The 14,594-nt window shown below is 59.0% G+C and carries 11 protein-coding genes; 6 read left to right on the top strand and 5 right to left on the bottom strand.

Features of this window, described 5'->3' with window-relative positions; all coding sequences use genetic code 11:
- Positions 1 to 8: 8 nt before the first annotated feature.
- Together IPM54_19350 and IPM54_19345 are read right to left on the bottom strand one after the other, a co-directional pair.
- Positions 9 to 1,466 carry a TolC family protein gene (locus tag IPM54_19350; GenBank protein ID MBK9261947.1) on the bottom strand — a complete coding sequence of 486 codons (1,458 nt, stop codon included), beginning with the start codon at positions 1,464 to 1,466 and terminating at the stop codon, positions 9 to 11.
- 7 nt (positions 1,467 to 1,473) lie between these two features.
- Positions 1,474 to 1,779 (bottom strand): hypothetical protein, encoded by a 306-nt coding sequence (locus tag IPM54_19345; GenBank protein ID MBK9261946.1) that lies wholly within the window; start codon positions 1,777 to 1,779, stop codon positions 1,474 to 1,476.
- Between the two features lie 49 nt (positions 1,780 to 1,828).
- Here IPM54_19345 and IPM54_19340 point away from each other — a divergent pair, with 49 nt between their 5' ends.
- The 3 genes from IPM54_19340 to IPM54_19330 all read left to right on the top strand — a co-directional run bounded on the left by IPM54_19340 (position 1,829) and on the right by IPM54_19330 (position 7,267).
- Positions 1,829 to 4,435 (top strand): protein kinase, encoded by a 2,607-nt coding sequence (locus IPM54_19340; GenBank protein ID MBK9261945.1) that lies wholly within the window; start codon positions 1,829 to 1,831, stop codon positions 4,433 to 4,435.
- A 115-nt stretch (positions 4,436 to 4,550) separates the two neighbouring features.
- The gene (locus IPM54_19335) at positions 4,551 to 5,909 is read left to right on the top strand and encodes a hypothetical protein (GenBank protein MBK9261944.1); all 1,359 of its coding nucleotides are present in this window, start codon (positions 4,551 to 4,553) and stop codon (positions 5,907 to 5,909) included.
- A gap of 125 nt (positions 5,910 to 6,034) precedes the next feature.
- Positions 6,035 to 7,267 carry a hypothetical protein gene (locus IPM54_19330; protein ID MBK9261943.1) on the top strand — a complete coding sequence of 411 codons (1,233 nt, stop codon included), beginning with the start codon at positions 6,035 to 6,037 and terminating at the stop codon, positions 7,265 to 7,267.
- Positions 7,268 to 7,688: 421 nt separating this feature from the next.
- On the opposite strand, the gene IPM54_19325 is transcribed toward IPM54_19330, so the two are convergent.
- Positions 7,689 to 8,468: a hypothetical protein gene (locus IPM54_19325; GenBank protein ID MBK9261942.1), complete on the bottom strand. Its 780-nt coding sequence runs from the start codon at positions 8,466 to 8,468 to the stop codon at positions 7,689 to 7,691.
- Positions 8,469 to 8,572: 104 nt separating this feature from the next.
- Between IPM54_19325 and nth the strand changes: the two genes are divergently transcribed.
- The 3 genes from nth (at position 8,573) to IPM54_19310 (ending at position 12,454) form a co-directional block, all read left to right on the top strand.
- Complete coding sequence (nth, locus tag IPM54_19320; protein MBK9261941.1) at positions 8,573 to 9,211, top strand: endonuclease III; 639 nt, start codon at positions 8,573 to 8,575, stop codon at positions 9,209 to 9,211.
- A gap of 46 nt (positions 9,212 to 9,257) precedes the next feature.
- Positions 9,258 to 10,388, top strand: a complete 1,131-nt coding sequence (locus IPM54_19315) for an SUMF1/EgtB/PvdO family nonheme iron enzyme (GenBank protein MBK9261940.1) — start codon at positions 9,258 to 9,260, stop codon at positions 10,386 to 10,388.
- Positions 10,389 to 10,462: 74 nt separating this feature from the next.
- Positions 10,463 to 12,454 carry a lipoxygenase gene (locus IPM54_19310; protein ID MBK9261939.1) on the top strand — a complete coding sequence of 664 codons (1,992 nt, stop codon included), beginning with the start codon at positions 10,463 to 10,465 and terminating at the stop codon, positions 12,452 to 12,454.
- 41 nt (positions 12,455 to 12,495) lie between these two features.
- Here IPM54_19310 and IPM54_19305 read toward each other — a convergent pair whose 3' ends face one another.
- Both IPM54_19305 and IPM54_19300 read right to left on the bottom strand, forming a co-directional pair.
- The gene (locus tag IPM54_19305) at positions 12,496 to 13,236 is read right to left on the bottom strand and encodes a Uma2 family endonuclease (GenBank protein MBK9261938.1); all 741 of its coding nucleotides are present in this window, start codon (positions 13,234 to 13,236) and stop codon (positions 12,496 to 12,498) included.
- Between the two features lie 289 nt (positions 13,237 to 13,525).
- Positions 13,526 to 14,530, bottom strand: coding sequence for a metallophosphoesterase (locus IPM54_19300; protein ID MBK9261937.1), 1,005 nt, complete (start codon positions 14,528 to 14,530; stop codon positions 13,526 to 13,528).
- Positions 14,531 to 14,594 lie beyond the last annotated feature (64 nt).

Genomic DNA, 14,594 nt, shown 5'->3' with positions numbered 1-14,594 from the left:
TTCCGTGCTCAGTGTCCTGCACCCGAGCCTACGTCCATGCCTGCCGAAGATGTGTGTCCCGTACTGACCGCCCCGAGCGCTCGAGGTCGGGCGCCTCCAGCGAGAATTTGGTCGAGCGATGCGCGAGCTTTCCAATAATCGAGGAGCGTTTCGGTATAGGCAATGCCCGTTTCCGTGACGCGCCGCTGGACATCCAAAACCTGGAACACGGATACGTGCATCGCGTTGTATTGCAGGAGCGTTTCTGCTAGCGCTTTTTCACGAGCTGGCAAGAGGGCCTGCTGATAATGCCGAGCCCGCTTTCCTGCAGATTCGATTCGATTTTGCGTCATGCGCGCGCTCGAACGCACGCCAATCGCGGCAGCCACGTACCTTTCGCGCAATGCCCCGAGCTCGCTCTTGGCGCTGATGATCCGCCCCTGAGCTCGATCGAAAATGGGCAAACCCACGGTGACGTGCCCACCGAGCTCCCAGGAAATGCCGTCCTGTTCGCCGTGAAATCCCCCCGAAACGTGCGGCATGACGCCTTGGGTGCGATGCAGCCCCACGCGTTTGGCTGCTGCTTCCATTCGCCGCCCAATCTCGGCCAATTCGAGGCTTGCCGTGATCGCTTTTTTCTCCGTCACGACCGCATCGACGGGCATGTCTTCGGGCGGCGGCAAAGGCCCCGCAATGGTCCACGTGACCTGCTGTCCCGACAAACCAGCCGCGACGTTGAATCGTTCTCGCGCATCGAGCAGCGCATTTTCCGCTTCGGCGACGTCGATGCGCGAAGCCTCGACCGCCGCGCGATGTATTGCCAGGTCCGCGTCTGGGAGGTTACCGACGCGATGGAGCTCTTCGGCCGCCGCATATCCTGCCTGGAATGCGTCGAAAGCGCGCTTTTGCAAATCGAGCACCGCTTGCCTCGCCTGCACGTCGTAAAATGCAAGGCGCGCCTGAAACGCCGTTTCCAGCACGTCACGTGCGACGCGCACACGCGTCGCTTCGAGCTCGGCATCGGCGACGCCTTTGCGGAGCGGAACGAGGATCAAGGCCGAAAGATCGTATTCGAAGCCGATGTCCGCTTGGAGTCGCTGAAATGGATCCTGCGGCGCCCTTAGCGATATTTCGATTTCAGGATTCGGCAACAGGCCCGCCTGCACGGCCTGACCGCGCGCAATGCCCAATTCGTACATCGATGCACGCAATTCGCGATTTTGCACGAGCGCCAGCTTGACCGCATCGTCGGCCGTCAATGGCTTAGCCAAAATGCGCGGAGCCTCGGCACCATCGTTTTCCCAGGCATCCTCGGTCGGCATCGATATGGCCGAACCCGCGCCAGGACGCTGACCGATGTTCCGCCCCTGCGCTGCCAAGAACGCATTCACATCGCGCACGTCCGTCGCGACGGTCGACGAAGAACATCCGGTGACGAGCGCCACGGCAAGCGGCAGAATGTATTGAGCTTTTCGTGATAGGTTCATGGTTTGGTCAATGGTGGTGGTGATGGTGATGATGATCCGATTCCGCAGGCGCCGGAGGAGTCGCTCCGCTTGGAAGCGCACACGGTCCCGATTCCGGGCAAACTCGAGCTGCAAGAGGATCCTTTTCGGCGAGGATCGTTGCAACGGGCAAACGTGGAGCTGCCGGTGCGGTAGGATTGGCGGCCGAATCGGCGCGAAATGCGGTCGGCGTCTGTGCGCATCCCAATGGCGCACAAATGATCGAACAGAGCGCTAGCAAGAATCGAGTCACGAGCATCACCGAAACCTCGGGGGAAAACAGCTTGGACCACAAGGCGGCGCCAAGCTAGCACGGTTTCACGCGTCAGGCTTTCGCTACGAACATGAACAGCTTGCGTTTGCCGCGAAATGCTTCATCTTGCGGTGCCGTGCAGGAGGGAGACATCATCGGCGGTCGCTTCGTTCTCGGAAAACTTGCCGGACAAGGCGGGATGGGAACCGTTTTTCGAGGCCACGATCGTACGACATGCAAACCCGTGGCGGTCAAAGTGCTCGCGCACCACGACGCGGATGCAATCATCCGGTTCGACCACGAAGCCCGCGTGCTCGCGGAGCTTGGTCATCCGCACATCGTGCGGCACGTGGCGCATGGAGCAACGCTCGACGGCACACCGTACCTCGTCATGGAGTGGCTCGAAGGTCGAAGTTTGGCCGCGCGCCTGAATGAAGGACGATTGCCGCAAGCCGAAGCCATCGATTTGGCCACGAATGTCGCGTCGGCCCTGGCCGCGGCGCACGCCCGAGGCATCGTGCATCGGGATGTAAAACCAAGCAATGTTTTTCTCGTGGATGGCTCGGTACGCGCGGCACGCGTGCTCGATTTCGGTTTGGCTCAAGCGGCCGCTCCGGGCGCTCGATTGACGCGCACGGGGAGCGTCATTGGAACGCCCGGCTACATGGCTCCGGAGCAAGCGCAAGGTTCGCGTGGACGAGCGACTGCGCGCGTCGACGTTTTTTCGCTTGGTGCATTGTTATTCGAATGTTTGACGGGGAAACCTGCATTCGAGGGAGATGGTGTGATGGCCATTTTGGCGCGCGTGTTGCTCGAAGAGGCACCGCGTGTTCGCGCCATTTTGCCTGACATTCCCGAAGAGCTCGATACGCTCGTCGCGCGCATGCTGTCGCGCGTGCCGGAAGCTCGTCCGGCCGATGGAGCGCAGGTATTGCACGTGCTCGAGCAATTTGGACGTGGTCAATCGACGACGGTATCGAGCGAGCGACGCACGGCGCGCAATTTGGGTGAACGGGAAAATCGACTCGCCTGCATCGTGCTCGCCGCCCCGATTTCCGAAGCAACGACGGGACAATCGACGCCGACTTTGCGCACGAATTTGTCTCAATCGCGGTGGAACGAAGTGCAGCGCGTGGCCACGCGGCATGGTGGAATTACATCGGAGTTTGCCGGCGGCGGACTTCTCGTTCGGCTTCACGGCTGCGACGACCTGCTTACTCGAGCGGCCCAATGTGCGCTCGCAATATCGCACATCCTCGAAGGATTTCGCGTTGCGCTCGTGACGGGATGCGCCGATACGGCGCGAGATTTGCCCTATGCAGAGCTCATTGGGCGGGCCATTCATTTGCTGGAATTTTCCGTACGGCAAAAAAGCGTCGTGGGGGTGCGGATCGATCAGCAATCTGCCGCGCTTCTCGATTGTCGCTTCGAGGTCGCAGGGCCCAGCGATGCACCGCGCTTGTGCCGCGAACGTAGCGATCTTGGAATGTCCAGGCTCCTCTTGGACAAACCAATTCCATTCACGGGGCGAAAACGCGAAATTGGAACGCTCGTGGACTTTTTGGCCGAAGGGCTCGAAGAGGGCGAGGCAGCAACGGCGCTCGTCGTTGCGCATGCAGGAATGGGAAAGTCTCGGCTCGCGGGAGAAGTGCTGAAAGAATTATTTCAAAAAATTCCTAATTTGATTGTCGGCATCGGACGACCAGGTGCGACGTGCGCCAAGTTTAGCGTGCTTGCAGACCTGGTTCGACACGTCATCCCGTTTCGCGCACGGGCATCACGAAAGGATGTCAGCCGCGCGCTCGAAATGGTCATGACGGAAGGGAACGCTACCGGGCCCGAAAGGTTGGCGGGGTTTTTCCTGGACGAACGGGACGCGCACGACTCGACGCCCGCTCCGTCGGTCGAACAAGTGCGCCAAGCGTGGCTCGACCTGCTCGGGGCTCTTGCACGACGCGGGCCGCTGCTATTCATCGTCGAAGACGCGCAATGGGCCGATACCGCATCGATGGATTTGTTGCACGATGCGCTTGCCGAGGTGGATATTCCTCCATTCGGAGTTTTGGCGCTCGCACGGCCGGAAATACGCGAACGTGGCTTTGGACTATTTTTCCGGCGAGACGTTCAAGAAATGCGCCTCGGGTCATTGACTCAAAAAGCGGGGCGCGAGTTTGCTACGAAGTTCGTCTCCGGTGGCTCGGGCGCCATTGAATCGATCGTGGCTCGCTCGGAAGGGCATCCCATGCTGCTCGAAGAACTGATTCGATCTGCCGCGGCGGGTCGCGCTGGGTTTGCCCCGGAAACGCTGCTCGCCGTACACGGGCCTCAGATGTCGCGACTGCCCGCGGATGCTCAACAAGCGCTGCGGCTGGCGAGTCTCGTGGGCGACACGTTTTGGCTCGGTGCGGTGCTGGCATTGCAAGAGGCAACGAATGCAGAAGCGGACTTGCGTCGGATTTTCAGCCAGCTCGTGACAAGTGGGATCATTGCACGTCGTCGCACGAGCCGCATTCCGAACGACATCGAATACATGTTCGCGCAACCGACGATGCGCGAAGCATTTCTGGCGACGTGGACGAGCGACGATCGACAATACGCTCGCGGCATCGCAGAGGAATGGTTCGACAAACCCGATATTCGAGCAGCGCTGCAGGGAGGCGAAGAGCAGGCTCTTTCGGAGAGGAGGGGAAAGACGTGACGATCTTTGCCAATGAACTCGTATGTTACAGTAAGCGTAATACAAGACACAACTTTTACGTAACAAAAACCCGTCCCTGCCGCTCCTAAATCGGTTATCGTAACGTGGTGAAACGATGCTCGAGAGGCGCGAGATGACGGGCGCGCGCAGAACGCTCATGGGAATAGGCGCAGCGCTCTTGATGCTCGCGAGCATCGATTGTCGAAAAGCGCCGCCGCGCAAGGAAAACGCGCCGCTACCAGCGCCCCCACAAACCGCGTCCGCCGAAGCGCTGACGATCGCCAGCGCAGAGCCCGAAGAAAGCGCCGCGCCCGAGACGCCGGCAGCACCGTCAGCGTCGAGCGCGGGCGCAATGGCGCCCACTGGTTCGGCAGGACAAACGCACGCGCGAGGACCGCGACGAAGCTCGGCGCGCTTCATGCTCGATGGCCCCGAAACTCCGATTGCGATAGGCGGAGCAGCCACGGTGTTTTCGAAAGGAATCATCTGGCGCCTCTCGGGGAATGCGGCATCGGTGAGTCTTTTTGGGCCGAACGGTCCAGCGCTCGGACCAATGGAACCGGAGCGCGCGAAAAAATGGCCGCGCGGAAAAGTCGCCGTCGCCGAAGACGCTTCGGGAGCAATGCATGCGTATTGGATCGAAGGCAAAGACCTGATACGAAATACGATAACGCCCGAGGGAAAACTCGAAGCGCCTTCGGTCATTGCGCAGGACGCAGTGGCGGGTTCGTCACCATCGGCCCTGCGTTCTGCCGGACGAGATGTGGTCGCTTACGTCGCCCTCGGCAATGCGCGTAATGCCGAAAGGCACGCGCGGCTGTGGGTCGAGGGTGGGGGCATTTTGGATTTATCGCCCGAAGGCTCGGGTGCTTCGTCGATATCGCTCGTTCCCGTGGGCGAAGGGCAAGCGATTGCAATGTGGCTCGATGCACGACAAGCCATGACACCCTTGCATGCACGCAGGTTCGAGGTTCGCGAAAAAACGACGGCCATTGCCGAAGACGAAGTGGTCTTCGTGGGCGGGCCTCCCGAAGGGTATCCGGAATTGACTGCGATTCGCAAAGGAGGTTCTGCCGCAGGCCTCGTGCCACTCGCAACGGACAAAGGTTTTGCCCTGCATAACATTCTGGTGAATTGGCAAGGCAAAGCCCAAGTCAAGACGCTAGAATATCCCAACGGAATGGATATCGCGCCGGTAGCGGGCGCAACAGCGTGTGGGCAAGCGATTGTCGTGTACGCTCGGCCCGACGCCAAAGCACCAGGTTCCCCGCAAGTCTTGGAGCTCGCAACGATTGGAAGTAGTGGGTCGATCGACGTCGAAGAAGTGGCGGCGTATCCGGGACACGTCCTCGAGCTGAGCGCCGCGGCGACGGGCGATAGCACCGCGTGGGTGGTTTACACGGCAAACGCGAAATCGTTCGCCCTCCGTATCGGTTGCGGGGACAAAGCACAGGACAAACCAGCAGGCAAGTGATCCATCCTGCCGATGCAGAGCTCGAAAGAAATGTGTTGACAAAGGGACCCGTAGACGCTTGATTTGCGCCGTTCTTTTTGTCAACAGAATTTGTTTGTTGCACAACAACGGGAGAAGCAACTTCGATGGATCGTTTTCCCTCCGGATTTGCCGTGGTCGATGTGGAAACCACGGGATTGCGATGGCGAGCGGATCGAATCATCGAGGTTGCCGTTGTAAGACTCGATGCGGCTGGTAATGTCGTGTCGGAGTTTTCGACGCTCGTGTTTCCGGAGCGGAATCCTGGAGCGTCTCATATTCATGGGCTTTCCGTGGAAGATTTGCAGGGGGCGCCTCGATTTGGTGAAATTCTGAGCGAGCTATTGCGACACTTGGATGGCGCGGTGTTCGTCGGGCACAACGTGCAATTCGATGCGTCTTTTTTGCGGGAGGAACTTTTGCGCGCAGGCATCGTCATGCCGCGCGTGCCCGTATTGTGTACGCGGGACCTTTCGCAGACGGTGCTGCCGAAACTCGGCGAATATCGGCTTGCGGCGTGTTGTCGGGCGTTTGGCATTGCGCAAGGTCCCGAGCATCAAGCTCTGGAAGATGCGCGGGCAACCGCAAAATTGTTCGTTCGGTTGTGGAACGAGGACATCATCCAGCGCGATGCTCCACGCGATATCGAGCATGCGCGCAGTGTCGAGTGGCCGAGCGTGGATGGGCCGACGCGCGTGTATTCGCGTGAAGACGCTGCCAAGAATCGAATCGTGGAAAGCTCGCGGATGGGTGAATTGGTGGCGAGTTTGCCCGAGGGAACGACGACGAACGATATCGGCGGGTACTTGGCGCTGCTCGACGACATGCTCGAAGATCGTCACGTGACCGAAGAAGAAGCCGCATCGGCGAAGGAGTACATTCACGCGGCGGGGCTTTTGCGGGATGACGTCGTGCGAGCTCACCGAACGTACCTAACGAATGTAGCTCGCGCGGCACTGGAAGCGGATCTCGCGCAGGGAATCGGTTCGGCCGACGTCGCTTTCGTGACGAGGTTGCTTGGTTTGTCGGAGGATGACAAGACAAACGCCTTGACGAACGCGCGTGACAATCACGAAATGCCGCTGCGAAGGCCGAGCAAGCCATTACAACCGGGAACGACCGTGTGTTTTACGGGGGATCCCGTTCCGTCGAAGAGTGAGCTGACGGGTCGAGCCGTCGCGGCGGGGCTCGTGGTGAAGGAATCGGTGACGAAGAAGCTCGACCTGTTGGTGGTGGACCAGCCGCAGTCGATGTCGGCGAAGGCGCAGAAGGCGCGATCGATTGGGACACGGATCATGGCCGTTCCGGTGTTCTTGATGCATTTGAAGGCGATGCGTTGACGGGCAGACCCTGGTCCCAGTCTCAAAACTCGCGATTCGGCATCTCGGGCGGCCTCGGGGCGGAATGAAGAGGCTGTCTCAAAACTCGGAACGCGTATCCTCGCCCAGCCCCGCGCGGGGTTGAAACCCCGCGCTACACGACAAGAAGTCCTCGCGCTACCGCGCTCGGACTGACGTCATGGCTGCATGGCGAGGCCTGCAATCTATGCGAAATCGTTGAGGATTCTCGATGACGATCCGAAATTCCACAAGGCCAGTCCCGAACGGTAGTGAGGGACTTTTGAATGTGTAGCGCGGGATTTCAATCCCGCGCGGGCGTTCGGTGACACACTACGGCTCGAGTTTTGAGACAGCCTCTTTAGTCCACCCCGGGGCCGCAATGACCAATGAGGTCGTGCGTTATGAGACCGCCTCTTCAATCCTATCGCTTCTTCGGGTCCGGTTTCTTAAGCGCCTCCACTTTGCGGAATGGGCGCAATGCCAATTTGCGTTGATGCGTTTTGGCAACGGTGCCATCGGGCGCTCGGCCGTGCACGTAATCCTTCTGCCATTCCATTTCGTGCGCGTCGGTGCCTTCGACGGGCAAGTCCTGAATGAACTTGCTGCGGCTCTCCCGCCATTGCGTGTAGCCCTTTGCCGTCGCCGGGTCGTCGTAGAGACCTCGAATCGTCGGGGCAAACAATTCCAGATCGCCTCGATGCATCGGAATGAGCATCGCAATGGGTTCGCCCTTGTTGAACGTGACTGGATGGTTCGGCCGCGTGAATTGCCAATTCATCGTAAATGTCGCGAATGCCCAATCCGTTTCGATGATGCCGTCGAGCGCGCAAATGCCGTCTTTGGGCATGTTCGTCGGGCCACGTACCATCAAGTTCCAATTGGTCGGCGTGCGGAACAGAAACGGAATCGTGAACGTGAGGATTCCGTAACCAAAATGCGTCGCCGCCATGTAAGGCTCGGGGCCCTCGATGTGCTCGATGTCGATGCTGTTGATTTCGTTCGACCCATTCCATGTCGCTCGTACGGTATGAGGCGACAAGACAAACCAGCCAGCTTGGTTGGCGATGAGCAGCGGCAAGCAGCGATTGGCAAACCCGTCGCGCGTTTTGGACATCCATTCCCGCTGAATGGGTGCAGGCGAAAGCTCCGGCGTAGCACCGACGCTCGTGTGATAGGCGATGAAGGGATATGTCTTGACCATCGGACCGGCGTCCTTGTACTCGATGTTCGTCCACGTGTGCACTGAAATCTCGCGTGCGCAGCTCACTTGGCGTACGATCGCCGCGCAAGCTGGAGACACTCCTCATGACGAACCGAGCCGGCATCCCCATGAACACGCTTCTCGAACGCCTGGAGAAGAAGCACCCCGACGCCAAGTACGAGCTCGATTGGACGACGCCGCTCGAGCTGCTCGTCGCGACGATCCTCGCGGCGCAGTGCACCGACGTGCGCGTGAACAAAGTGACGAAGACGCTGTTTCCCAAGTATCGAACGGCGCGTGAATACGCCGACGCGAACACGGAAGAGCTCGAAGAAATATTGAAACCGACGGGCACGTTCAAGCAGAAGGCGAAGAGCATTCAAGACGCCTGCAAAATGATCGTGGAGCGGCACGGGGGCGAGGTGCCGAAAACGATGGAGGAGCTCGTCAAGCTGCGCGGCGTCGCACGAAAGACGGCCAACGTGGTGCTGAACAATGCGTGGGACATCCCGTCGGGCATCATCGTGGACACGCACGTTTCGCGCGTGAGTCAGCGCATGGGGCTGACGAAAAACGACAAACCCGACGTCATCGAACAAGACTTGATGAAGATCGTGCCGAAAGGCAAGTGGACCAAGTTCGGGCCCGCCATGGTGCTGCACGGAAGGTACACGTGCACGGCAAAAGTGGCCCATTGCAACGAGTGCCCATTTACGGACATGTGTCCAAAAATCGGCATCTGACGCGCATTTCGAGCATGTGTGCCATTCATTTGGCAATCGCGACGAAATGCGGTTAAAGTCGGCGCCGATGCGTTCGCCGAGCGTTTTCTTCGTCGTCATTTTCGCCGCTTTGGGCTGTCAAAAGGCCGATTCGAAACGCGAAGGCGAACAATCCCTCCCCGATGCCGGAAGTCCTTTGGCGAACGCATCCAGCCCTTCGACATCCGTAGTCGTCGAAGCCCCGCCCGCGCCAGCCAAACCCGCGGGTCCCTGCGATGGCAAACCGGAAGGCGCGACCGCGTGCGATGGCCAGCTCGTCGTGCGCTGCAAAGGTTCGGACGCCCAGCCCGAGGTGGTGCGCAGTTGCTTCACAATCGAACGATGTGATGCGGGCGCATGCGTCGGAGCGTGTCCCGCCGGCGAAGTCTATGTGCCTCCAACGGGGCCCGACGGATTCAAAATGGGCAAAGGCATGGCGACATTTGCATTCGGTTCACGTGCATCGGGAAATGCGGGCAGTGGCATGGCCGATGCCCCGCACAAAGTCGTCCTGACAAAACCGTTTTGCATGGATGCGAATGAAGTGACGGCGGGGGCCTATCGCAAATGCGTCGAAGAAAAAGGCTGCAAGGTGCCGACCAAGCCGGATCGCTGGGCCACGTACTCGAACAAGCCCGATTACCCCATCAACATGGTCGATTGGTTCATGGCAAAATATTATTGCGAACAAATGAACCAATCGCTGCCGACCGAAGCGCAATGGGAATGGGCTGCGACGGGCGGTGATGGTCGATCGTGGCCTTGGGGCGAGGAAGAACCGACCTGCGAGCATGCGGATTATACGCAAGCCATTCTGATATCGCCCGGTGGTGACAGCGGATGCCATGGCGGAGGTGCGTCGAAAGTCGGTTCGCATCCGAAAGGCGACATGATTTGGCCATCGGGAGCCATTCACGACCTCGCAGGCAACGTTTGGGAATGGGTCATCGACAGTTATGTGCCTTATCGCGGCGTGAAGGAAGTCGATCCCGTGCACGACAATCCCAACATCGGCAATCGCGTCGTCCGAGGTGGTGGGTGGAATCGAAGTGGGCGGGGTATTCTGTCCGCATTCCGAGGTGGCGCGGTCATGACGTACAAGGTCCCGGGGCTCGGCTTCCGTTGCGTTCGCAATGCCGAACTACCGCCGAAGTCATGATCGCCACGCCGAGTATCAATCGTACGATGACGCGGGGCTTGCATTCGGTGCGTGAATGAGGCTAGCGTGGTTGCATGTCCGACCACGACTCTCAGGACGTCGCGCCAGCACTCGAAAACTTCGGCCTGCTCGACGTTGCGCCGCCACGATCTCCCGACGCCTACAAGTACAACTACACGTACGTCGCGCCCTTGGCGATGCTCCAGTCGGTACCCAAGGCGGATAAACCAAGTCTTGGGTGGATGGTGCGCGTGGTTTGGCAATCGCTACGCATTGCCAAAAATCGAGTCACTTGGGCGCTCAATACGGGACGAGCCGTCCAGCCTGGGGACGAAGTTCTGACATTTTCGGGCGAAGGGGACCTACCTGGCTCGACGACCCTGAACCTCGAACATTTGGGGCTGCCCGAAATTGACCTATTGGCTGCCAATTTCGACGACGAATTACCCACAGTGGGCGTGAGGCTCGGTTCCGATCCGGGCATTGGCGAAGAGCTGCTTTCGTTTGGCCATGAGCAAGACACCGTGCGCGATGGTTTCACGACACATGCGCATGCGATGGAAATTGCCACGAAAATGATGAAGTTTGGCATAACGAACCCGCTCGACGTGCTCGAAACCGTCTTGCGATCGCTGCTCGACGGACCCACGGGGCGTCCGACGTCGCTCGACGACTACCGGGAGCTTTTTGCGACGCTTCCGAAACCATGGCTTTTTCATCGCCCCGAAGATGACGAGACGTTTGCTTGGATGCGCGTGGCTGGATGGAACCCGCTCGTGATCGAAAGAATTTCCGCGATTCCGGCGAATTTCGCGGTCACCGAGGACATGTTCGGCCAAGCCATGAATGACGGCTTCGATTCGCTCGAGCACGCTGCGCGCGAAGGGCGGCTCTATCTCGCCGACTACTCCATGTTGTCGAATGTCGTCAATGGTAGTTTCCCTGTCGGTCCCAAATATTGTTTTGCACCACTCGCACTTTTTGCATTGCCTCGCGGGACGGGCAAACGGCGCCTGCGCCCCATTGCCATTCAATGCGGCCAGGACCCTCGCGACTATCGCACGTACACGCCTGCCGACGGTGAATTGTGGCGAAAAGCGAAGCTCATCGTCTCGTGCGCCGATGCCAATCACCACGAGCTCGTGAGTCACCTGGGCCGAACGCATCTCTTGATCGAGCCCATCGCCATTGCCACACATCGCGTGCTCGGGGAAGACCACCCCATCGGCCGATTGCTCATGCCGCATTTCGAGGGCACGCTATCCATCAACGACGAAGCTCAAAGCAAGCTCATTCGCAAAGGATTCGCGGTCGATCGCCTCATGGCTGGAACCATCGAAGCGAGCCGCACGATAGCCGTGGAAGCGCTCTCCATTCCGTACTTCAATGAAGGCTTCTTGCCAAAAGCGCTCGCGGCCCGAGGCGTGCTCGACGAAGACCTCGATTACCCCTATCGCGACGACGCGCTGCTCGTGTGGAGCGCCATCGAACGCTGGGTGACGGCGTACGTCGGCCACCATTACGCATCGGATACGCAAGTTTCCGGCGATCAGCAACTATGCCGCTGGGCCACCGAAATCGTGGCGCGAGACGGCGGGCGCCTCTTGGGGTTTGGCGAAGACGGCAAGGGCAAACTCACGACGACGTGGTATCTCATCAAGGCATTGACGATGATCATTTTCACGTCGAGCGCACAGCATGCCGCCGTGAATTTCGCGCAGGCAGATTTGATGACGTTCACGCCAGCCGTGCCGCTTTCCACATATCGTGGCGCGCCACTATCGAAGGCAGAATCCGAGAACAACCCGACGCTCGATATGCTGGCCCCCATGGACATGGCCATGCTGCAGGTGGAATTCCTGTCGCTGCTCGGAGGCGTCTACCACACCAAGCTCGGAGCATACCCGGCGTTCTGGTTCCGCGACGTAGCGCTTCACCAAGCGCTCGAGCAATTCCAGAAAGAGCTCGTCGAGATTGGCAAGGTCATCGAAGAGCGCAATCGGACGAGGTTAGGGCCGTACCCGTACTTCATTCCGGAGCGCATTCCGCAGAGCATCAATATCTGATGTTCGCTCGCTTCGTCGACGGTTGCTGATATCAAAGCGCGTCAAAGATCGTCGACCTTGACGCCGAGCGCCCGAAGTTTCTCGAGAAGGCGCGCTTTTTCCTGCTCCACGCGCGCTTTTTCCCGCTCGGCTCGCGCTGCCTTCTCCTCGGCACGTCGCGCTCGCAAGGCTTCAGCGTCTGCTCGCGCGGCCTGTTTCAATGCGTCTTCCGGCGGCAAGGCAATGGGCTGCTTGTCTGGCGTAAACAGACGCGCCAGAACTCCGTATTGAGGATCCGGCGGCATCAGCTCATCGCCCGGATTTTGGTACATTCCCAGGAACATTCCGAGCCGTTCGCTCCACAGGAGTCCCTCGCTCGTGCGCTCGATGGGCACATATCGTCCCTTCGACAATCGCCAGCCGAAAATCTTTTCTTTTATCGTATCGACGATGTAATACTCGTGCGTCTTGAATATCCGCTCGTAGATGCCCTTCTTCTCCCCGAAATCTTTTTTCTTGGTCTTCGGCGAAAGCACCTCGACGATGACGTCTGGAAACTTCCCGTCCTCGTTGTCGATGACCCAACTATTGCGGCGCGGTTTTTGGAACGGATTGAGGACGACGAAGAAATCGGGGCCTCGAAACACGAGCTTACGATGTTGCCGGCGGCCGGACTTTGGATCCTTGATATAGTAATAAATGCTCAAATTGGCGCCAACGTAATAGTCGCTTCGCTGACGCCACGTCCATTTCAAGCAGGTGACGAGCGTAAAGATCGTCCAAAACTGGGTATCTGAATCCATTTCGGGTTCGTCGCTCGGGGGGCCCGGGTCAAGCTCCGGTGGGATGCGTTGCTTGATGCGCTTGCTCGACTTCGGGACATCGACCGCATCCGCTGTCGACAGAATCGGCGACGGAATCGGCAAGGATGGGCGGTCCTTCGCCGAGGTTGCTTCAGACGCGATTTTGGGAACCCGAGCAGCGACCATGGTTTGCCCATGCTACCTGCGAAAACAAGCAGCGTCAAGCGATTCCATGGCGTGGGTGATGCCCCGGTGAGTGCTTGTTGGGCGAGCGCCAGCGCTCTGCAATCTACTTCCAGAGCGGCGGATCTATCGTCAGCTTGAAGTCCTGATCCTTCGCCGTGGCGAAAACGCCGAGCGACGGCGAATACGTCTTTACGCGCAAGGTTTTTCCGTCTGGAAGGAATTCGAGCAACCGCAAATACCCGAGGCCCCCTTCGTCGAGCATTTGATAATTGACCAGCATCTGGTGCACCGTATTGCCCTTGTCACCCTTGCTCGTCAAAAGTCCCGTACCATTGTTGAGCACGTGTCCATTGACGGTGAGAAACACGCCGGGGTGTTTTTTCAGGAGAGCTTGCCAAATCATTTCGCCATCGTGATCGTGCGCATCCGGGCCATCGTCCTTGTGCGTGGGATACGCCAGCGGATTCCATTCCTGCGCCGGACCCTTGGTCTTGAAATCGTAACGCGTACTGTCCGAATACAAATACGCGTGCGTCGCCATCATGATGCGATGCTTCGGATGCTTCGCGAGCACTTTGTCCGCCCAATCGATGACCGCCTTGCGCGTGCTCCATTCGAATATGAGCACGCCGATGGATACCTTGCCGAGATCGATGGAGTAGAATGCATTCTCGAGTTTTCCCGGCTCCATCGTCTCGACGAGCGATTTCGATTGCTCGACGAACTTCGTATCGAAATATTCGCCAAAGAACGTCCTTCGAGCATTGGCAGAACCACCGTCACCGTAATCGTGATTGCCCAGCGTGAGCAAAAACGGAAAGGTCGGATCGAGCGGCTTCAGCGACTCGCGGTAAAACTCCCATTCATCTTTCCAATTGTGCTCGGTCAAGTCACCAAGCGTCACCGCTGCGCGAATGTTCCGCGCACTTCGCTGCGCCATGAGCCATTCCACCTGCTTGCGCACGTGCGGTGAACGGCAATCGACGTAATATTGTGTGTCAGGTAAAACCGCGATCGTGGCGGTTCCAGCGACGAACGCGTCCGGTTCGACCTGCGTCGTCGGTTCGAGCTTACGCGGCCAGTCCGACTTCGGAAGGCTCGCAGGCATGCCACACGCCCGCGGCTCCGGCGCTTTCGCCACAGACGGCGCGGAAGAAGCCGCTGAAACAACC

The sequence above is a fragment of the Polyangiaceae bacterium genome (assembly GCA_016715885.1).
Classification (GTDB): domain Bacteria; phylum Myxococcota_A; class Polyangia; order Polyangiales; family Polyangiaceae; genus Polyangium.
This window is presented reverse-complemented; position numbering and strand designations above follow the sequence as displayed.